General features: G+C 44.8%; 20 protein-coding genes. 14 read left to right on the top strand and 6 right to left on the bottom strand.

Annotated elements, in window-relative coordinates:
• Positions 1–31: 31 nt before the first annotated feature.
• Positions 32–1,156: a hypothetical protein gene (locus tag PHP90_RS08245; RefSeq protein ID WP_299928058.1), complete on the bottom strand. Its 1,125-nt coding sequence runs from the start codon at positions 1,154–1,156 to the stop codon at positions 32–34.
• 194 nt (positions 1,157–1,350) lie between these two features.
• Here PHP90_RS08245 and PHP90_RS08240 point away from each other — a divergent pair, with 194 nt between their 5' ends.
• The 6 genes from PHP90_RS08240 (at position 1,351) to PHP90_RS08215 (ending at position 6,841) form a co-directional block, all read left to right on the top strand.
• Complete coding sequence (locus PHP90_RS08240; RefSeq protein WP_299928056.1) at positions 1,351–1,959, top strand: hypothetical protein; 609 nt, start codon at positions 1,351–1,353, stop codon at positions 1,957–1,959.
• Positions 1,956–2,837, top strand: coding sequence for a hypothetical protein (locus tag PHP90_RS08235; protein ID WP_299928053.1), 882 nt, complete (start codon positions 1,956–1,958; stop codon positions 2,835–2,837). Before PHP90_RS08240 ends, PHP90_RS08235 begins: the two co-directional genes overlap by 4 nt.
• A 14-nt stretch (positions 2,838–2,851) precedes the next feature.
• Complete coding sequence (locus PHP90_RS08230) at positions 2,852–4,309, top strand: diguanylate cyclase (protein ID WP_299928050.1); 1,458 nt, start codon at positions 2,852–2,854, stop codon at positions 4,307–4,309.
• A 64-nt stretch (positions 4,310–4,373) separates the two neighbouring features.
• Positions 4,374–5,150, top strand: coding sequence for an RMD1 family protein (locus tag PHP90_RS08225; protein WP_299928047.1), 777 nt, complete (start codon positions 4,374–4,376; stop codon positions 5,148–5,150).
• Positions 5,151–5,190: 40 nt separating this feature from the next.
• On the top strand, positions 5,191–5,478 hold the full coding sequence (locus tag PHP90_RS08220) for a c-type cytochrome (protein WP_299928044.1): 288 nt from the start codon (positions 5,191–5,193) through the stop codon (positions 5,476–5,478).
• 82 nt (positions 5,479–5,560) lie between these two features.
• Positions 5,561–6,841, top strand: coding sequence for a sensor domain-containing diguanylate cyclase (locus tag PHP90_RS08215; protein ID WP_299928041.1), 1,281 nt, complete (start codon positions 5,561–5,563; stop codon positions 6,839–6,841).
• 4 nt (positions 6,842–6,845) lie between these two features.
• Here PHP90_RS08215 and PHP90_RS08210 read toward each other — a convergent pair whose 3' ends face one another.
• Positions 6,846–9,770, bottom strand: coding sequence for an EAL domain-containing protein (locus tag PHP90_RS08210; protein ID WP_299928038.1), 2,925 nt, complete (start codon positions 9,768–9,770; stop codon positions 6,846–6,848).
• Positions 9,767–11,104 (bottom strand): diguanylate cyclase, encoded by a 1,338-nt coding sequence (locus tag PHP90_RS08205; RefSeq protein WP_299928035.1) that lies wholly within the window; start codon positions 11,102–11,104, stop codon positions 9,767–9,769. Before PHP90_RS08205 ends, PHP90_RS08210 begins: the two co-directional genes overlap by 4 nt.
• 225 nt (positions 11,105–11,329) lie before the next feature.
• On the opposite strand from PHP90_RS08205, the gene PHP90_RS08200 reads away from it, so the two are divergent.
• Positions 11,330–12,661, top strand: coding sequence for a diguanylate cyclase (locus tag PHP90_RS08200; RefSeq protein WP_299928032.1), 1,332 nt, complete (start codon positions 11,330–11,332; stop codon positions 12,659–12,661).
• On the opposite strand, the gene PHP90_RS08195 is transcribed toward PHP90_RS08200, so the two are convergent.
• Complete coding sequence (locus PHP90_RS08195) at positions 12,615–12,983, bottom strand: hypothetical protein (protein WP_299928029.1); 369 nt, start codon at positions 12,981–12,983, stop codon at positions 12,615–12,617. The genes PHP90_RS08200 and PHP90_RS08195 overlap by 47 nt on opposite strands.
• 122 nt (positions 12,984–13,105) lie before the next feature.
• On the opposite strand from PHP90_RS08195, the gene PHP90_RS08190 reads away from it, so the two are divergent.
• Genes PHP90_RS08190 through PHP90_RS08175 form a run of 4 tightly spaced genes read left to right on the top strand, consistent with a single transcriptional unit; the run spans position 13,106 to position 15,900 of the window.
• Entirely contained in the window at positions 13,106–13,873 is a 768-nt protein-coding gene (locus PHP90_RS08190) for a M15 family metallopeptidase (RefSeq protein WP_299928026.1), read from the top strand.
• A gap of 58 nt (positions 13,874–13,931) precedes the next feature.
• Entirely contained in the window at positions 13,932–14,717 is a 786-nt protein-coding gene (locus PHP90_RS08185; RefSeq protein WP_299928023.1) for an MBL fold metallo-hydrolase, read from the top strand.
• Positions 14,718–14,726: 9 nt separating this feature from the next.
• Positions 14,727–15,437, top strand: a complete 711-nt coding sequence (locus PHP90_RS08180) for a GGDEF domain-containing protein (RefSeq protein ID WP_299928020.1) — start codon at positions 14,727–14,729, stop codon at positions 15,435–15,437.
• Positions 15,421–15,900, top strand: coding sequence for a nucleoside deaminase (locus PHP90_RS08175; RefSeq protein ID WP_299928017.1), 480 nt, complete (start codon positions 15,421–15,423; stop codon positions 15,898–15,900). The genes PHP90_RS08180 and PHP90_RS08175 overlap by 17 nt, the downstream gene beginning before the upstream one ends.
• Here the strand turns inward: PHP90_RS08175 and arsC are convergent.
• The gene (gene arsC / locus PHP90_RS08170) at positions 15,897–16,238 is read right to left on the bottom strand and encodes an arsenate reductase (glutaredoxin) (protein WP_299928014.1); all 342 of its coding nucleotides are present in this window, start codon (positions 16,236–16,238) and stop codon (positions 15,897–15,899) included. The genes PHP90_RS08175 and arsC overlap by 4 nt on opposite strands.
• Positions 16,239–16,273: 35 nt before the next feature.
• Here arsC and PHP90_RS08165 point away from each other — a divergent pair, with 35 nt between their 5' ends.
• From PHP90_RS08165 to PHP90_RS08155, 3 genes are all read left to right on the top strand, one after another.
• On the top strand, positions 16,274–16,705 hold the full coding sequence (locus PHP90_RS08165) for a hypothetical protein (protein WP_299928011.1): 432 nt from the start codon (positions 16,274–16,276) through the stop codon (positions 16,703–16,705).
• Positions 16,706–17,032: 327 nt separating this feature from the next.
• Positions 17,033–18,373 carry a c-type cytochrome gene (locus PHP90_RS08160; RefSeq protein WP_299928007.1) on the top strand — a complete coding sequence of 447 codons (1,341 nt, stop codon included), beginning with the start codon at positions 17,033–17,035 and terminating at the stop codon, positions 18,371–18,373.
• 12 nt (positions 18,374–18,385) lie between these two features.
• Positions 18,386–19,579 (top strand): hypothetical protein, encoded by a 1,194-nt coding sequence (locus PHP90_RS08155; RefSeq protein WP_299928004.1) that lies wholly within the window; start codon positions 18,386–18,388, stop codon positions 19,577–19,579.
• Between the two features lie 120 nt (positions 19,580–19,699).
• Here the strand turns inward: PHP90_RS08155 and PHP90_RS08150 are convergent.
• Positions 19,700–19,905, bottom strand: a 206-nt coding sequence (locus tag PHP90_RS08150) for a hypothetical protein (protein ID WP_299928001.1), incomplete at its 5' end; no start/stop codon positions are given.

Here is a 19,905-nt window from a genome sequence, read left to right as displayed (position 1 = left end):
AGGCTAATTTTTTGTGAAGGGTAGCGGTTAATTATGAATTTTTAATGAAGCTTTGATTTTTGATTTTCTCTTCGAGGATGCGCAGATCCGGCAGAGTCAATAAAAAACTCTCGTCCATCACTTTGTCAAGATGGTTCATTTCGGTAAGGGTAATCCCGAACGGATCTTTTTTCTCTGTCCGAACACTCGAACCAATCAAGGTAATATTGTCCAGTCTTTTGGAACTGTGGCGGACAAAATAGGTTAGGAAATAGCCTCCGACGTGGTCTTTTTCGATCGCGACAACGACACGCGTTGCATTGCTCCCCTCAAATTTTGCCTCAGGGGCAACGGTTTTAAAGTCCTCGACACTGAGATATCCCACATACACTTTCGTATAAATATCGTGATAACGCTGGGTAGATCCCCGATTGAAAAAATCCATATCGATCGGGGATTTGACACGGAGGGAACGGAGCATCCACGAAAGGGTGCTGTAATATTTAAAGGAGGCGATTTTCAATTCTTCCGCATGGGCGATTTTGGCACTCTCAATTCGACGCATCGGTTCGCGCGGGGATTTATTGCTCAATTTATCGAGGATATGTCGAGCGCTGTAAGGCTTCGTCAGCCATACCGAAGCATACGGCGGCAGATCAGACGTTCCCGTTGCCCCTTCATTGAGTACCAGCAGCGCTTTGACGTTGTATCGGGGAAACAGAACTTCGAGCAGCGCCCGTTTTTTACGGAGTCTTTTTTTGAGATTGCTCACCGATTTAACCAATGTCATCTCGACAAAATAGAGTTCTTTATCGGTAAAAAGCAATCCGTCGAACTCTCCGATCTCTTTGTGCCTCGCACGATAGATAATCTGCCCTTTCCAGCTCACCGAGAGGGCATCGCTCTGTGCACGGGTGCGGTGTTTATGAGGACCTTTAATGATAAAACTTTTGATTTTCGGTTCGTTGGTTGCAAATCGGAGAAGCTTTTCATAGATATAGTTCTCATACACTTCCCCCTCAAATGAGCGAAATGCACTGATATACCCTTCATCTTCCATCGTAAGCCCCTTCGCTTCCAGCGACAAAAGATGGTCGATATTATAGTCGTAATAGAGGAGGTTGTCCCCAAGTTCGGAATCACCGTCAGGGATAACCGTTTCATTAATCGTGAGCATAAAACTCTTTTTGTACAAAATTAGGGTACTTTGTAGAATACCCGTCATTATTTTACCTTATTTTTGCCCATTTTTATCTCTCACATACAAGGAGCCAAGCTCCTCATACTACGCTAACGCTGTGTTTTGCTCGAAGCAAGGCCTACATCGAGTTAAACCGCACTTCTTAAAGCCATTTTTTGATACAATAAAACATGCAACAAAATCGACCGACTGAAGATCAAATCCGGGCTAAATTCGTCACTTCGCTGATGGAGTACTTCAAGATTGAAGAGGACATTAACCTCCGCGCGCATGTTGCCGATCTCGTACGTTCCATCCATCCTGCACAATATCGTGAGTTCTTCCGACGCCTTTCTGAGCGCAATATGCCCTATAAAAACGGTTTTGAAAAAATAGCTCTTATCGCTGAAGAGTTTGAAACGCAAGCCCTTACCCCGATCGATATCGAAGCGCAAGAGCGAAGTGAAAAACTCTACCGGCTGATGTATGACATTCGCAGAGAAGTGAGCCTGGTGCGAGATCCGGATAAAAGTGCGTTGGAGCGGTTCGAACAGATCCGTTTTACCTCGATCAAACGCTTAGGCGAAGAAGCCCCTTTACTCGATGAAACCGATATTAATGTTGTCAAAGTCCTGACTAAATCTTGGATTTACGACTATGTCTCACTGGATCGAAGCCTGTTTGAAGCGCGTGTTGCCCACGAATACCGTACTGAAATCCTCCGTCGGGAACGCTCCAAAAATGATACCCTCGCTGCCCCTATGAAAACTAAAATTCTCCAATCACTCAAACGCTCATGATAACCCTTCCCGCTTCTTTGATCGACCGTGAAGACCTTAGTCTCATGGAACGGGCTCTCCTTCCGCTCATCGCACGCCATACTCAGCAATGGGGAGACAAACCGGGGGATATCGATGCCTCAACACTGGCGCAGTCTCTCCGCCACTCTCCGCGAGAGGTGATAGAAGCGCTGGATGCTCTGGTTAAAAAAAATATCCTTAAAACCGTTCGCCGAAAAACCGGCCAGGGGGTCATGATTTATTATACCTTTGCACCGGTCAACCTCCTCTCTCCTGCAGCAGTTGCCCTCACTGCCACAGAATACAGTGACAGCAACTATTACCTCAATCTCTCCAACGAAGCGCATGAAGAGCTTCACGCTTTTGCGCTTGAGCTGTGTGACCGTGAAGGGCTGCGGCGGGAGCTTTTTGAGGATTTCAACCTCTATCAGCGTTCCAAAAACAACCGCTCATTCGACTGGTGTGCCGAGTTTGAGCGCTGGGTTCGCAAAGAGATCGCATCCAACGCTCCGGTACTTGCTTCCGAGCAAGCACTCATCGAGGCTAAACCGTCCACCGAGGAGTTCGAGATGGCTCAATATTTCATCCGCCACCTCGCCTCCATCGACCCTCAGTTTCAAGAACCGTTTGATGTCATGAGCTGGGCAAAGCAGATCAAACTTCTTCTCGATACAGGAGGGTACAGTGTACTCGATGTCAAATCGGCTATTGACTGGCTCTTTAGTGCAAAAGGGGACTGGTTCCGTCCCAATGTCCCAGATGCCTACCATCTGCGCAAACATTTCAAACGGCTTATCGCCCATACCCGCTCTTTCCGGGACGGCAAACCGCGCCTCCCGGACGGAATCGATCTGTTCGATCTGTACGAACAGATGTAAATAAAGGGCATTGAATGAAAAAACAGTGGCTTATCCTCATCCTGATAGCCCTGTATTTACCCCTCTTTGCCCTTGACCTTGATAAGGACACACAACCAAAATCCATAGATCTCACTCAAAATGAGCGAGAATGGCTCCGTGCCCACCCCATCATTCATATAGCGATAGACCCCTCATGGGCACCTATTGAATATCTGGATAAACAAGGTAATTATCAGGGATTAGCAGCCGACTATCTCGCCCTTATCTCCCAAAAACTGGGGATTCGATTCGTACCTAATACGAACGGTGTATGGAAAGATTCTATCCGTCTTATGGAACAACATCGGCTCGATATGTATTCCTGTGCCGTGAAAATACCCGGAAGAGAAAAGTATGTCACCTTTACGACACCCTACCTCAATTTTAGAATGGTCATTGCTACCGGGGATAATGTGGGGTATCTCAACAGTATCCACGATTTAAAAGGTAAAACTATTGCGGTCGCACGGGGCTATCTTCCGCAAGAGATACTCAAACACTATTATCCCTTTATCAAACGGCTCGAAGTCGATACGGTAACGGAGGGGCTTGATGTGGTTATGACCGGAAAAGCATTCGCATTTATCGATAACACCGCTGCCATTACATACGCTATCAAACAAGAGGGATATTCCAACATCAAAATCTCAGGCGAACTCCCGTATCGGTTTGAGTTGGCGATGGGGATCCGCAATGACTGGCCTATCTTAGCGACTATTATGGAAAAAGCACTTGCCTCCATCACCCCCCAAGAGCGCGATGCGATCTACAATCGCCATATTAAAATAGAGTACACGCAGCAGTTTACATGGAGCGGAATACTCAAGATCGTCCTTCCTCTAACAATTTTACTTCTCTTGCTTCTTTATTACACGCGTAAACTCCGAACGATCAATCAAGACTATAAGATGACATTGGAGAGTCTAAAACGTACCCAAAGCGACCTCGAAGCAGCCAATACAAAGCTCCAGACCCTTTCCAGCACGGACGCACTTACGACTCTTGCCAACCGTTACCGGCTCAACGAAGCGCTTCAGCATGCCGTCAATAGGGCAAAGCGCTATCGAAGAGCGCTGTCGGTTATTTTGATCGACTTGGATTTTTTTAAAAATGTTAACGACACGTACGGTCATCATGCCGGAGATGAAGTCCTCAGAAAAACAGCCGATTTGCTGCGTCAAAATTGCCGTGAAAGCGATACGGTAGGAAGATGGGGAGGGGAAGAATTTTTGATTATCTGTCCGGAAACCACTAAAGAAGATGCGATCATACTGGCGGAAAAACTCCGTTCGATATTCGCTGAAGAAACGATGTTCCCCTCTTATACCCAAACAGCAAGTTTCGGCGTCTCCGCCTATGACGATGATACCCCTGAAACATTAGTGATTCATGCAGACGAAGCCCTCTACATAGCAAAAACTTCGGGACGCAATCGCGTATGCGTTAATTAGAAAAACATTTTTGTAATCAAGGAGTGATAAACTATAGGAAACAATTTCGGTTAAAAGGAGAAATATGAACCTGTTATCTCTGTACCTCGACAAACCCCTCAATAAATCTACGATAGAATATTCCCTAGATCTGACCCTGATAAAAGGGGTTGAAAACGGCTATTACGGGTACAATAAAACCCTTCATGCCGTTTTGGCTCCCTTTGGCGTACTGACTCTCATCGCTGAAGAGAAAAAAGAGATTCTCAAAGCCCTCTCAACTCTCGGAATTACCCTGGGTTCAGAAGATGAAAATGCGATTATTACTCAAGACTACCCTATTCGAATCGATCCGTCACTCGGGTCTGCTTTTGAAGTAACCAACGAAGCAATAATTCTCAAATCGGCTTCTACCCACAATCTTAACATTATTGCTTTGGCGGTCTCCCAAAGCGTCGGATTGGAACATTACGAAAAACGGCTCAACACTCTCTTTCTCCAAAGCCGTCGAATCGTCGAATCGATCCATACGTTCTCTACTACCCGGCGTGCTCATCTGATGCAGTTTGCCAAACGGCTTGCCCTCACCCGCCACGATATGGTGAGCAATCTGTTATTGCTGGACAAACCCAATATCCTTTGGGATGATGCGGAAGCCGAAGCCCTCTACAACCGTCTGGCATTTGTCCTCGAACTTTACGACCGCCATGAAACCGCTCTCTCCAAACTCTCTCAGATCAAAGAAGACGTCATGCTCGTTATGGATTTGATCAATCATAAAAAAAGTGAATTTTTAGAGTGGATCATTATCATTTTGATCCTTGTCGAAATCGTGATGGGCATTATGCAGATGGTAAAATAAATGTGTTACAATAAACCAATACGACTCCAAAGGATGTAACATGATCAAAACAATTGCTCTCTTAATATTAGGCGTTTCCACGATGATGGCGGCAAATAATGCCAAAATTTACGGGGCCAAATGTGGCGAATGTCACGGAATGGACGGTAAAGATACCTCCATAGCGGGCAAAGCGATCGCCGGTGGCAGCGGAGCGTTGGCAAAACTTATCGGTTACAAAAACGGCACATTCGGCGGAGCTCAAAAAGAGGTGATGCAGGGCAATGTTGCTGCACTCAGTGACGAAGAGCTAAAAGCGGTTGCCGAGTATGTCGATACATTAAAATAAGCCGATTAGAAGGGTGTTTCGCTTTTTTATAATTTCATGTTATACTCGATAAACAGCTATTATTCCAAAAAAGCAGGAAAAAATGTCTATTGTTTCTCAATACTTTTCCGACATCAAGAAATGTGTGGACGATTTTAGTATCAATGTGGAAAGTATTCAATTTAACACTGCCAACGATCTTCTCTATACCCATGTGATCGCCGAACAAAAAAAACTCCTTTTGGCCCTCCTGCTTTCTACCTCGGAAGAGGAGATCGACCAAAATACCAAAATACTCGTACACTATACAATCGAAAACGACATCTCCTATTTGTTTCTTTACAGTGAACTCCTTACGATCGCACGCAAGCTTATCGGCATTCTTGCCGAAAAACAGAAATTAGAACATATTGAGACAATCAATCGCTATTTTTCGGAACATGAAGATCGGATTACTTCCTTGTATCTTCAGAAATTTTTAAATCAGCTCACCCTCAAAAATGAGCTCCGGCTCTCCCATATCGCCATCATGCAGGACAAGAAATTTATGGTTCATTATGAGAGCCACATCCAATGGATACTTAATCTCATCCTTTACATCCAGCAAAATGAATGTAATGAGAACTATCCCGAACTTGACCCGAATCACTGTGAATTCGGTCGATGGATGAACAGTGCAACCACCTCGTATCTTCTCTCAACATCCCATTTTAAAGTGATCGAAAAGCTCCATATCAACCTCCACGATCTGGCGGCAAATGCTATTAATTACTGTAAAAATAAAATGGTACGTCCCGCGACACTCATCCACTTGATGCAGCGAATCGACTATTACTCCCTAGAAATCGGAAATGAGATCGCCTTTCTCAATGAAATCGAAGAGAGTGCAAAAGACCCACTCACCCACCTCCTGACCCGTCGGCTGTTTAATAAAATCATGATGAATAAACTGGATATCTCCAAAGCAACAGGGAGAGAATTCTCCCTGATGATGTGCGATCTGGATAATTTTAAACGTATCAACGATACCTATGGGCATGCAATAGGGGACATAATATTGAAACATTTTTCCGGTATATTAGAACAAACCTTGCGTAAATCAGACTATATTTTCCGCTTCGGCGGAGAAGAGTTTATGATCTTGTTGCCCGTAACGGACAAACAAAATGCCCACACATTGGCTCAAAAAGTGTGCGATGCAACCGCTGCAGAAGAGGTTGTCATCGAAGATATATCGATCCGCTATACAGTCAGTATCGGAACACTCGCGATTTTGGTCGACAATACCGTGCCCATTAATCAAACAACAATTGACCAATACGTCACCCAAGTCGATGAAAGACTCTATCTGGCCAAAGAACGGGGCAGAAACCGCGTCGAGTAATCTTTTATTCCAACAATTTTTCAAACTCTGCCGCAGGAACAGGCGGACTTTTGAAATACCCCTGATACATCGTACATCCTTTCTCTTTGAGAAACTCGATCTGCTCTATCCTCTCTGTCCCCTCAGCCAATACCTGAAATCCAAGTGCCTGTCCCATAGCGATAATCGCCGTTACAATTGCCATATCATCAGAGTCAAACGGAACGTCATCAACAAAACTTTTATCGATTTTCAACACATCGATCGGAAATCGTTTGAGATAGGAAAGTGAAGAATACCCTGTACCAAAATCATCAATAGCGAGTCGTATTCCCCGCGCTCGAAGCGCATGAAGCATTTCTACCGTCTCTTCTTCACGCTGCATCAACGCACTCTCTGTAAGTTCCAATTCCAGTCTAGAAGCAGGATAAGCGCTTGCATCAAGGGCAGTATCAACCATTTTAAGGATATTTTGATGACGCACCTGATGGGCAGAAAGGTTCACCGCCAACGTCAATCTATGCCCCTGATCGAGCCAGATTTTCCCCTGTCGGCAGGTCTCATTCAGCACCCATTCACCGATTTCACCGATCAATCCCGTCTCTTCTGCAATCGGAATAAATTCTACAGGACTTACGATGCCTCGGGTAGGATGATTCCAGCGCACCAAAGCCTCTGCTCCGACTATTCGGCCGGTAGCGATATGGACTTGCGGCTGATAATACACTTCAAATTCAGAATTGGTAATCGCATGACGCAGACTAATCTCACACTCAATCCGTTTACGCGCGTTATCGGTCAAATCATCCGTATAGTAGCGGTATAAGCCCCTGCCTTCCTCTTTTGCTTTATACAATGCCGCATCTGCATGTTGCAACAATTCCTGAGCACTCTCCCCATGATCGGGGAAAAGTACGATTCCGACACTTCCGCCGATATGGATCGATGCTCCGCTGGAGAGTTTATAGACTTCCCCCAGCACACTGAGCATCTCTTTTGCCAAACGTCCTGCATCTTCAGGATGAGTAAGATTCTCTATGACAACCGCAAACTCATCTCCGCCCAAACGACTTATCAGATCTCCCTCTCGCAAACGTGAACCAAAACGGATCGCCACCTGCTGCAGTACTTCATCCCCCGCATTGTGGCCGTAACTGTCATTGATATCTTTAAATCGGTCCAAATCGAACATCAGCAATCCGATCTGTAGAGTATCCCGTTTGGCCTGTTGAATCGAATTTTGCAAATGAGATAGCAGTAGCGCCCGATTCGCCAAACCGGTGAGCGGATCGTAGTTTGCCAATGTCTCCAACCGCTCTTCATGGTGCTTTCTCTCAGTAATGTCACGGGCAATCCCAAGCACGCCGATAATATTCCCCTCGGTATCTCTCATTGCTGTTTTGGTTGTCTCAAAATATCCGGCATAACTTCCATCCAAAAACGTCAAAAATTCTTCGTATATAGTCGCTTTTGGAGAATGCATCGCTTTTATATCGTGATCTCGAAAAAACTGCGCCAATTCAGCATCAACGATATCAAAATCGCTTTTCCCGGTTATCTCTTCTTCTCTCGCTCCGGCCAGACGTTCAAATGTTAAATTACACGCCAGATATTTCCCCTCATAATCTTTGATCCAAATAGGGTCAGGGATACTGTTAAAAAGGGTTTTAAGAAAATGAGTCTGTTTTGCAAGCTCTTCTTGGTGCTCCCGTAAATTTCGCTCCGCTTTTTTTTGCTCTGTGATATCGCGAAATATTGCAATCATATAGGGATGCCCGGAAAGGGCTACAGAGACGACATTGACCCACACATCAATTAATTGACCGGTTTTGGTACGATGAACCGTCTCAAAAGTATCTCTTCCATCACGTGTTATGATCTCTATATGGCTGCGTGTCTCTTCTGGGCTTTCTAGAACACAGTAATCAGGAATGCACAATACGGCAAACTCTTCAGCCGTATATCCCAATTGGGTATGAGCAGCCTCATTGAACTCTACCGCCTCCATTGTGGTACTGTCTATAAGAACAATCCCGTCAGGAAGTGCTTCGAACAGTTTCCGAAGCTTTAACGCATTTTTTTCGATGCTCTCTTTTTCTTCAAAAAGCTCTTTTTTTCGTTCTCCTATCTTGGCAATGGCGGCATTTTTTTGATCAATCACTCGAATCAAAAATTCAAAATAGGCGCCGTGAACCGCGTGCAGCACATCATGACGATTCAGTAATCCGACTAGATTCCCCTTTTCATCTTCTACGATCAGCTGATGGATTCCGTGTTCTTCCATCAATGCCGCCGCTTCTTGCAAAGGGATATTTTTTTGAATAATCTTAAAGTCACGATGCAGCAGTTTCTCTACCGTTACCGTACTCGCCTCTTTTTCATGGGCACACCAATGCGCGATGTCACGCTCGGTTATAAGTCCTACCGGATGGTTTCCGTCCAATACTACTGCATAGTCGCATTTTCGATCTTTCATTGATCCCGCAGCAGCAACAAGCGTCGTATCGAGACGAACGATAAGCGGTGATTCGCTCATCGCTTCAGATACCAGTTTAAATTTATTCAGTTTTTCAAATCCGATATGACGAAGGAAATCCCCCTCGCTGACAACTCCGATGAATTCTCCGCTAGCGTTAATAACTACAAGATGGCGGTACTGTTTCTCCGCCATCATGGCATACGCATCATGCAGATACACGTTCTCATCAACACAAAAAGGACTCGGAGTCATCACCTCAGCCAAAGGGCGCTCCGTATCCATGATCTCAGCTACCACCCGAAGGGCATCGTGTTCGGTAAAAATCCCTATAGGGCGGTTTTGACTATCGACAATAATAATGGAACTGATCGCATGCTCCGCCATAAACTCCAGTGCTTTGGAAATAGGCTGACTGGATTGCAGCGTAAATGCGCTGTCCGATACGATCATTTTTAAAGTAATGAGCTTCATACGCGCGCTTCACATGCTATCGTGCGGTTACGTCCCGCATCTTTAGCCGCATACATCGCACTGTCAGCTCGTTCGATAGCGCTTTGAATCGTATCCTCCGGAGACACTTCAGTAATACCGATACTGCACGTCACATGCCCGACACCATCGAACTCCTGAGCATCTATGAGAGATCGAATCTTCTCACCGACTCCGTATGCTTCAGCACATCCCGCATTTCGAAGCAATAAAACAAATTCCTCTCCTCCCCAGCGGGCAAACATATCTGCCTCGCGTACCGACGAGGAGACCAACGATGCAAAATGCTTAAGGACATAATCACCGATATTATGCCCGTACGTATCGTTGATATGTTTAAAATGGTCCAAATCGATCATAACCAATGCAAGTTTCGTTACTTGGCGCTTGAGCATCGAGAGTTCTTTAACAAACAATTCAGAAAACATATGACGGTTATGGATATCTGTCAGAGAATCTTTGGTCGCCAATATGGATAGATGCTGATTGCGCTGCTGGAGAATCTGGGTAATCTCTTCAAACTGTTTAAAATGATCCTGCATTATCTGAGACCATTTGAGATAGGTGCGCGATATCAAATCCTGCTGTGTCACAATCCCGATGACATGATTATCCTCATCCGTAACGACGATACGCTTAAACGGACGTGTTCGAAGATACTCCAGCCCCTCGTTTATAGAAGCTTTGTTACTCAGCGTTTCGACCGGTGAAGACATCACTTCTTTTACACGCATCTCTTCATGTTGCTCATCCCCGATAAATCTCAAAACATCTTTGGAAGTAAGGATTCCAACCGCATTTTTGTCTTCTTGTATAATCACGCAATCACTGAGAGAGTCTTTCAGATAATCCAATACTTCCGCCATCGATGCATCAGGGGCAAAGCTTTTAAACCCGTATTTTTTTTCAAATATCGTCGAGATCTGGAGTGAATCCAAAATAACCTGCGGATCAACGCTGGCAACGATATCGCTATTGGTTACCAATCCAAAGAGACTTCCGTCTTTGTTGCACACACAGATGTATTCATCTTCATCATTCGTGAGGTTAAGCGCACTGATAATATTACTTTCTTTTTCAATCACAGGAAGCGTTCGCAACGGCACTTGAGAAAGTGGAGTGGAAAAAGAGATTCCCTCACGTTTTAACCGGATAATATCTTTTGTCGAAATAATGTAATAAACCGTATTATTCGACACTATGATACTTCGATGATTATGTTCGTGCATTCTGTTCAGGGCATCTTGTATGCTCTCATGAACCGTTACCGTTATAACGTTTGTCGATGCAATAAGCCCAAGTGTAGGGAAAAACATATTCTCACCTCCTCTTTAATCTCTTTATTATAGCGCTTGCTGTCTCAAAAAAGAGAAAAAAACCTTACACCGCTTAATGTCAAAATAATATACAACGTAATACAATGCATAAAATCAAACAAGGATATCGCCTGTTCCCATGAGTTCCCGCATGTTCTTTGCTCTATTTATCGGTTGCATTGTCCTCTTTCCGTACCCCGGTCCTTATTTCACTATGCGAACTTAATGGAATTTTTAGCAATCCCCTCCCTCGTTGTTGTCTTAGCCTTATGGGTTATCCATTCTCTCATTCTCAACCGTCGTCTCATTCAAAGCCAAAAACAATATCAGCAGTTTTTCAACGACTCTCCCGTCGCACTGATCGTCATAAATCAAAATTATCGTATCATCGAATGGAACCAAACTGCCGAAGCTATTTTCGGTTGGGAAAGCGGTGAGGGCTTAGGTGAAAACATTCTCGATCTGATCGTCCCGAATTTTGACAAAGCACACGTCACAAGTATGCTGCAAAAAGCTGCGGCAGAGGGGATCAGCTATTCTAAAAACTACAACATCACCAAACACGGAAGCGAGATTTTTTGTGAATGGCGCAATCGTCGTTTAGCAGGAGGAAGAGGGGATATCTTGTGTATGGCTCAGGATATTACGGTTTCACAGAAAACCCTTGATGAACTCAATAAACGCTCAACGGCGCTGGAGAGTGCGGGAGACGCTATTTTTTATACCGATGAAAAAGGGCTTATCGAGTTTGCCAACCGGAGCTTTTTTGCCCTTGCACTTAACGATCAGCATCAACTCTACGGAACCCATATCGGTAAATACCTCTTTAAAGAACGGCTGGCGTTTAATACGATCTTATCCGCATTTGATTCCGACCATACTTGGCGAGGAACAATCAGCAAACGTTCCGATACCGAAGAAAAGATCCTCAGTGTCACGATTACCGCAATCTATCATCGCAACCGTCTTGTCAGCTATGTCGCCAATCTCCACGATATTACAAAAATTTCTTCTCATCTGGACGTCCTGAACCATCGCGTACAACATGACCCCCTCACCGGTGCGGTAAACCGTTCTGCCATGAATGATCGTCTCCGTCATGCAATCGCAAGGTCACAACGATCCCGTCAAAATCTCGCCCTCTTTTTTATCGATTTAAATGATTTCAAATTGGTTAACGACCGTTACGGTCATGAAGCAGGAGATCAGTTATTAAAAAGTGTCGCTAAAAATCTCATTTCATGCCTGCGCAACAGCGATACGGTATGCCGCTACGGAGGGGATGAATTCATTGTCGTCATCGAGGATGTTAAAAGCAAAGAGCATCTTCAAACGGTTCGAGACACCATCCATGCCGCAATCAGTGAACCGATTCTTCTGGATACAACAATAACACTAAAAGCCCGCGCCAGCATCGGAATGGCACTCTATCCCGAGAATGCTACCGACGGCGATGCTCTGATCAAAGCGGCGGATATGGCCATGTATGAAGAGAAAAAAGAGAGAAAACTCAACGAACAGGAACCAATACTTTGCGTTGACAATCACAGTCACTGAAATAGACCCATCGTTCTTCATATACCGGCTGCGGAGCATAAATAACGGGAGCCGGAGCCGAAACGCTCTGAACATAGGTTACATTCTCCCGATTCGGTTCAGACAGGACATATCCCAACATCCCTCCGATGACGAGAGGAATCACCCAGTTTCCTCCGTCATGATGATAATCACGACGATTATCATGACTGTAATACGGCATTTTATGATGGTACACCGGCACATACCGTCCTCTTCGATCATCATCGCGATCGGCATACGCAGAGACAGACAAAATCATAACCGCACTTAAAATAGCACTAATAGAACGTACAGGTTTCATAAAAGACTCCTATGTGTTTGAATACCGTTATCATGACATAGTTGTGTGAATAAATCGTGAAGATATAAACGTATAGTGATTTGTTTATTATTCGATAAAATACTGTTTCTATAGGAGTATTCATGCGATCTTTTACTGTTTTAACCGCTTCCGCGCTTCTTTTCTCCCTTGTGTGGGCTAATCCTCAATGTTACCTTGAAGGCTATCCCAACCTCATCGTTTCAGCTGATGAAAATATGATCGTCCTCAAAGACGGCACCCGTTTTCCCTATCACACGGATGATTCAAAATCGTCATGGGACGCGAAAATAAACCATGCTGATCTCGCGACACAGGTTGAACAGCACTATGATGCAGGAGGGCACGATACACCGCCGCCGTATCTCTTCGATCCGGGACGTCTGCGCTATCAGCCTTTCTTTCAAGCACTTTACGGAAAAGATCAAAAAGCGATTGAAAAAAATCTCGTCCGAATCGACTGGCCGACCCTAAAAGGGTCCATCAAACTTCCGGTGAACAAAGTAGCAGGGGTAGATAAAAAGCTTTATCAAATCGGCCAGGAAATTGCCAAACTCCCAAAAAGTGACCGTATCTGGGCAGAAGGGGCGACAACCTACTGTTATCGCGTAATCCAGGACACCGATCGTCTCTCTATGCACAGTTACGGCATTGCCATCGACCTTGCCCCTACCAAAACCCAATATTGGAAAGACGAAGCACCCTCAGAGACCGCTCATATCGGTTATAAAAACACTATGCCTCTCTCCATTGTCCGCATCTTTGAAAAGCATGGGTTTATTTGGGGCGGACGATGGTATCACTATGATACGATGCATTTCGAATACCGTCCCGAGCTTCTCGCTCCGGCATGCACTAATAATACGAAATAAGGAAACATTGAGATATTTGGATTTATGATAGATATAGATTAGGTACTAAAGGAAAAATATGGGAACGGATTTTCTAGAACAGTATCGAGGCAAAATGATCAGCCTTGATGAACCGACTTTGTTGTTTGAAGAGTCAGGTCATCGTATATATTGGCTCGGGATTGAAGAAGAAACCGCATTTCGATGCAATGTCTATCTGATCTGTTCAGGAGAGGAATGCATTCTCGTCGATCCGGGAAGCCGACAATACTTTGAGCAAGTCAAAGCTCGGGTAGCACAAGTTGTCGATCCGCTCAAAATCAATGCCCTTATTTTATGCCATCAAGATCCGGATGTAGCCGCATCGATGGTTGACTGGCTTGAGCTTAATCCGGAACTCACGATTATCTCTTCAGCACGAACCAACGTTTTACTTCCCCACTACGGTCGGAGCGATTATACGTTTTACGATATTGCGGAACACATGGAATATACCTTCAAAAACGGGAAAAAACTCCGTTTTATCGAAGCCCCGTTTCTCCACTTTCCCGGTGCATTCACCACATACGATGAAACCTCCGCTTTTTTATTTTCCGGAGACATTTGGGCAGCGCTCGATACCGATTGGGAGCTCTTAAGCAGTGATTTTGAAACCCATAAACTCAATATGGATCTTTTCCATGTCGATTATATGGCATCCAATATTGCCGCACGGGGATTTGTCCGCCGATTGGACGGGATAACATTAAAAGGAATTTTGCCGCAGCACGGATCGATTTTCTCGGAAAAAGATGTCCCTTTGGCATTGGAATACCTTAAAAATCTTCGATGCGGCCTGGACATTGTTTATGCCGATCTCGGTTAAGGATACCCTATGAGCGAAGAGTGTTCCGAATACATTAAAAAAATCACGGTTCTCGAACGTCAGATCAAATTACTAGGCGAATCCAGAAAACAAGAAGAACGGTTGCGTACCCAGCTCAACCAAACCATGGATGCTCTCAAAGAGAAAAAACAGCAGCTTCGAGAGCTCAACGAACATCTGGAAGAACGGGTCAAAGAACGGACGCACGAACTGAACGAATCAATGCATCAGCTCACTCTTCTGGCCTCTACCGATCATCTGACCAAAGTCACGAACCGGATGAAATTCAGCATCCTGCTCGAACAAAAAATCAAAGAGCACAAACGGACACAACTGCCAATATCCCTTGTATTTTTTGATCTCGATTATTTTAAAAAAGTGAACGATACCTATGGCCATATCGTCGGGGATGAAGTGCTGATCGCATTTACACAAGCTGTCACTGAGCACATTCGCGGAGAAGATATTTTTTCCCGCTGGGGAGGGGAAGAGTTTATTGCCCTTTTCAATAACTGTGACGGTTTGGGGGCACTGCAGCGTTCCGAACGGCTTAGAAAAATTATTGAACAAACTTTTCATCCGATTGCCAAACAGATTACCTGTAGTATCGGCGTTACCGAAATCAGAGATACTGATACCAACGATACCGTGATTCTGCGTGTTGATCAGGCTTTGTATCAAGCCAAAGAGGAGGGAAGAAACCGTGTCGTCCTTCTCTAATGAAATCAATCCGATCATGCAAATTGCTTACGATGAAGCACTCAAAGGGATGAGTAGCAATGACGGAGGCCCTTTCGGAGCCGCTATTGTTCTTAATGGGGAAGTTATCGCTGCCGCCCATAACGAAGTGCTCAAAACCAACGATCCCACAGCCCATGCAGAAGTCAATGCCATCCGTAAAGCGTCTCAGACTTTAGGGCGTTTCGATCTCTCCGACTGCATCCTTTATACGACTTGCTATCCTTGTCCCATGTGCATGGGAGCGATTTTTTGGGCGCGAATACCGATCGTCTACTACGCCTCTTCTATGGAAGATGCGGCAGAAGGAGGATTTGATGATAGACGCTTTTACACGATGATCAACAATCCGAGAACCTCCCTTGATCTTCGTCCCATTGACACCGAAAGAACCAATAAACTGTTTGATTTTTGGCGCGCCAAAAGTGATCGGCATATTTACTAGGCTAAAAAATCGATCACTTTTTCTACCGGACGGCCGATCACCGCTCGATTCCCGTCAATCAAAATCGGACGTTCGATGAGTTTCGGATGCTCCGCCAATGCATCGATCAGTTTTGCTTCGTCGGTCACTTTTGCAAGCCCAAGCTCTTTATACAGATCTTCTTTGGTACGCATCAGTTCACGCGCCGAAATCCCCAATTTTTGCAGCAGTGCAACAATCTCATCGCGAGAGGGAGGCGTATCTAGATATTTGAACACTTCGCTGCTCGTACCTTTTTCCTCTAATAATTTTAATGCTTCCCGTGATTTTGAACATTTCGGGTTATGCCAGATTATCATAGAATCTCTCCGTTTTTTTTCGCTATTATACCCATATGACATATACCAAATGGTTCCAGACCCACGCCGAAAAACATCGCCATATTCTCACTAAACTGGCAAAACGCGATTTTACACCAGAGCAGATTGTAAAGTATTTTGAGTTTGAAAACATGCTGGAAAAAGAGGCTGATTTTTGTCTGCTTTATTCGACGAAGACCAAATGCCACGATATCCCTCATCTCAACTGCTACTGGTGTGCCTGTCCCTATTTTCGTTTTAACGACAATGCCAAAGCCGATAATGAGGGGATAACGCTCTATAGCTACTGCGCGATCAATGCACCTCTGGGAAAAGTGTTTCAGCATGAGAATTCCATTCATCACGACTGCTCCGACTGCACCATTCCTCATGACACAAAAACCATTCTCAAAAACTTTTCGACGGAGTGGAAAGAGACGATGAAAAAGTGTAATTTAACCTTCTAATTTTTTTAAAAAAAAATTCTAATTGCTTAACACAAAATTAACACTATAAGATCATAATCCTAGTCTCGGAAATTATTATTAGGAGAAAAACGTCGTAGAAAGCTCAGTCACGATCCGTCTGCTCTATGAATTGCAGCTCTCAAGCAGACGGAAAAACGTATTGCATAGCAACGTCAAAATTATAGCGTTTTTTCGCCATTTCTCCGACGTTGTCGTGCATACAAACCTATTTAGAACCAGGGAAATGTATGTTCGATACTCGCTCTCGCAACAACAGTATCCCCTCTCACTAAATAGCAAAATATTTTAATTGCACAGGAGGATTTTATGGATCTGTTAGGATTTTATCCCTTATTTTACGTTCCCCATTTCGGCTCGGCATGGTTGATGGGTCTTACGGGTGCCATTCATATTATGGCATCGCACACGTCCGTAGGGGCGGCACTTTTGTTCGCTTTTTTAGCGTACAAGGCACAAAAAGAGAACCGGACCGATTTGTATGACTATATGAAACGTTACGGCATGTTTTTGCTGATCTTTTCCTACGTCATCGGCTCCATCACGGGACCGGGTATCTGGTACACGGCGACAGCGGCCAGCCCCAGAGGCATCAGCGCCCTTATTCACAACTTTGTATGGGTATGGGCTACGGAATGGGTCTTTTTCGTTTACGAAGTGCTTGGAGTTTTTGCCCTCATCTATTTTATCGATAAGATTGACCGTAAAACCCATCTGAAACTCACCTATACCTTTGCAATTGCCTCTGTCGGTACTCTCGCACTGATCATCGGGATCATCAGTTTTATGATGTGGCCTGGGACGGAAGCGTATTACACAACAGGTTCTGCCAGCGACGCGTTTTTCGGTATCAATACCTTCCCGCATATGTTTTTGCGTATCGGCTTTATGATTATGATGTCGGGGATCATCGGTATGATTATCTCCTCCGCCATGCGCAAAGAGAACAAAGAACTTTCCGAAGAATTGACCCAAAAAATGGGATGGGTCAGTTTGCTCGGCGGTTTTGTCACCGTCTTTTTCTTTATGTGGTATGTTAATACCCTTCCTCTCAATGCCCATACGCTGCTGGGGATGCAAAAAGATGCGATTGTGATGAACCGTATTATTCTCGCCATCTTGTTCTCGATCTATTTCTCGATCGCAATTATCAAACCGCAATGGGTCACCAGAACACTTGCCATCACAATGATGCTCGTCATCGGAATCGTAGGGGTATGGCCGGGTGAAAAACTCCGTGAAACGATGCGTAAACCGTGGGTAGCCGGACAATACGTCTACAGCGATCAAATCATCGGACGAGACGTCCCCGGCAAAGGGATCAAAGAAGAGACGTCGCGATTGGCCGAAAAAGGGTTGTTAAAACTGGATCCTTGGATTCCGGATCGGCTGCGTACTATCACTCCCGAAAACAAACTTGAAGTAGGAAAACTGCTGACACGTATCGCCTGCTCAAATTGTCACTCACTCGAAAAAGACGGTCTCTACCGTCCGCTCATGCCATTAGCCGGTCCTATGGGTGAAGAGGGGATCAAAGACTACATGAAAAATGTCATCGGCACGGGTTCTATCCCTTATATGCCAAAAATTTCTCTTCCGGATGAAGAGTACGATGCGATGGCCGCCTATATCGCCTCGCAAGCCAAATAAAGGAGAACGATTATGGATGCAACATTCATAAATGCAATGAAGGATGCCGCCGGGGTACCGTTTTACCCGGTAGTGTTCCAAGGACTATATGTCTTGACATGGGCTCTGCACGCGGCTTTTGTATTATTGGCGCTGGGTTCTATGGGGCTTTCGATTTACGGAAGTACCCGACAAAAAAGCGACCCGTATTGGAAAATACTGACACCCCATCTCATTATGACGGGGAAAATCAGTATATCGGTTCTCATCGTTTTGGGGGTTGCCCCATTACTGTTTACGCAGGTCATCTATGATTCGGGCTGGTATGTGGCGAACACCCTCTCAGGGGCATGGGTCTTTATCTTTATATATGCGCTGATCATCGGATATACGATGTACTACTGGTATCAATATGCCAATAAAAAGGGTTCTTCGAGCAACACCCTTATCGGAATCGTCTCATTTGCCATATTGGTATTTTGCGGCGTTTTGATGCACAACTTTGCCGTCGAAGCGATTTCACCGACGCAATGGATGGATTGGTATGCCCCTAACGGTGTCGTCGATAACTCCGGATGGAATATCCACATCGACCTCATTCGACTTGGATTTATGGTGAGTTTGATGATCCCGGTTACAGGGATTTTTATGCAAAACTACAGCCGATTTTTGAGCACACGCCAAGATTTCGAGCCAAAATATCTGGAGTTTGTTAAAAATTTGGGAACCAAAATGGCCGTTATCGGCTTGATCATCAGCGCTGCGCTGTTCGCGGTATGGATGCTAAAAGAGAACCTCCTTTTGCACCCGCTTTCACTGGCTACGGTCGCTTCGGTCGTCATCCTCCTCATGTTAGCGATAAGCAATAAAAACAGCTACCTTACGACAGGAGTACTGGTCATTGTAGCACTGTTGATCTCAGGGGTCAGAGAGCTTATCCGCTACAACATTATGTCCGGTATCGGATATGATTTGTACGGTTATCACATGAATCTAGAGTGGGAAACGATTGCGATGTTCTTGCTGACATTTGTCGTTCTCGGATTTACAGGGATTGCCTTTATCCTGACCATGGCATGGAAAGTCGGCAAAACCGAAGGGGTCTATACTGCAACCGAAGGCTCAGCCGTATCTCGACTCGCTAATACTTCCTTGGCGATTTTTGTTTTATGGATTGTTGTCTATTTCGGATGGGGTATGGTGGCATTATTTAAAAATACGCTCTAATATCCTCTATCAAGAGAGTCCTTTTCGGACTTCTTGATATTTTCACACGAGAGTCTTACTTGCAAAATCGACCTCCTTAAAGATTCCAACATTTAAGGCTCTCTTGTGAAAATCTTTATCCTACCATTTCCCATCCAACGTCAAAAGAATCTGCGGACGAGAGTGCTCTTTATCGATTTGTGTCTGCGTAATCGCACCCGATGTATCATACAGATGAGAAGTTGTCTCTACAGTCGCACTCGTGATATTTTTCACATTAAACTGCAATTTAAACGTTTTATCGATCCGTTTACTCGCATAAAGATCGAGCGTCCCGTACCCTTTTT

This window comes from Sulfuricurvum sp. (assembly GCF_028712165.1).
In the GTDB taxonomy this organism is placed as follows: domain Bacteria; phylum Campylobacterota; class Campylobacteria; order Campylobacterales; family Sulfurimonadaceae; genus Sulfuricurvum.
This window is presented reverse-complemented; position numbering and strand designations above follow the sequence as displayed.

What these genes read in the sequence shown, in the direction of transcription:
- PHP90_RS08230 (WP_299928050.1), top strand. Translation starts at nt 2,852, where the DNA reads ATGAAAAAACAGTGGCTTATCCTCATCCTGATAGCCCTGTATTTACCC.
- PHP90_RS08190 (WP_299928026.1), top strand. Translation starts at nt 13,106, where the DNA reads ATGCGATCTTTTACTGTTTTAACCGCTTCCGCGCTTCTTTTCTCCCTT.
- PHP90_RS08235 (WP_299928053.1), top strand. Translation starts at nt 1,956, where the DNA reads ATGATAACCCTTCCCGCTTCTTTGATCGACCGTGAAGACCTTAGTCTC.
- arsC (WP_299928014.1), bottom strand. Translation starts at nt 16,238, where the DNA reads ATGATAATCTGGCATAACCCGAAATGTTCAAAATCACGGGAAGCATTA.
- PHP90_RS08160 (WP_299928007.1), top strand. Translation starts at nt 17,033, where the DNA reads ATGGATCTGTTAGGATTTTATCCCTTATTTTACGTTCCCCATTTCGGC.
- PHP90_RS08245 (WP_299928058.1), bottom strand. Translation starts at nt 1,156, where the DNA reads ATGCTCACGATTAATGAAACGGTTATCCCTGACGGTGATTCCGAACTT.
- PHP90_RS08210 (WP_299928038.1), bottom strand. Translation starts at nt 9,770, where the DNA reads ATGAAGCTCATTACTTTAAAAATGATCGTATCGGACAGCGCATTTACG.
- PHP90_RS08185 (WP_299928023.1), top strand. Translation starts at nt 13,932, where the DNA reads ATGGGAACGGATTTTCTAGAACAGTATCGAGGCAAAATGATCAGCCTT.
- PHP90_RS08240 (WP_299928056.1), top strand. Translation starts at nt 1,351, where the DNA reads ATGCAACAAAATCGACCGACTGAAGATCAAATCCGGGCTAAATTCGTC.
- PHP90_RS08180 (WP_299928020.1), top strand. Translation starts at nt 14,727, where the DNA reads ATGAGCGAAGAGTGTTCCGAATACATTAAAAAAATCACGGTTCTCGAA.
- PHP90_RS08155 (WP_299928004.1), top strand. Translation starts at nt 18,386, where the DNA reads ATGGATGCAACATTCATAAATGCAATGAAGGATGCCGCCGGGGTACCG.
- PHP90_RS08225 (WP_299928047.1), top strand. Translation starts at nt 4,374, where the DNA reads ATGAACCTGTTATCTCTGTACCTCGACAAACCCCTCAATAAATCTACG.
- PHP90_RS08200 (WP_299928032.1), top strand. Translation starts at nt 11,330, where the DNA reads ATGGAATTTTTAGCAATCCCCTCCCTCGTTGTTGTCTTAGCCTTATGG.
- PHP90_RS08195 (WP_299928029.1), bottom strand. Translation starts at nt 12,983, where the DNA reads ATGAAACCTGTACGTTCTATTAGTGCTATTTTAAGTGCGGTTATGATT.
- PHP90_RS08165 (WP_299928011.1), top strand. Translation starts at nt 16,274, where the DNA reads ATGACATATACCAAATGGTTCCAGACCCACGCCGAAAAACATCGCCAT.
- PHP90_RS08205 (WP_299928035.1), bottom strand. Translation starts at nt 11,104, where the DNA reads ATGTTTTTCCCTACACTTGGGCTTATTGCATCGACAAACGTTATAACG.
- PHP90_RS08215 (WP_299928041.1), top strand. Translation starts at nt 5,561, where the DNA reads ATGTCTATTGTTTCTCAATACTTTTCCGACATCAAGAAATGTGTGGAC.
- PHP90_RS08220 (WP_299928044.1), top strand. Translation starts at nt 5,191, where the DNA reads ATGATCAAAACAATTGCTCTCTTAATATTAGGCGTTTCCACGATGATG.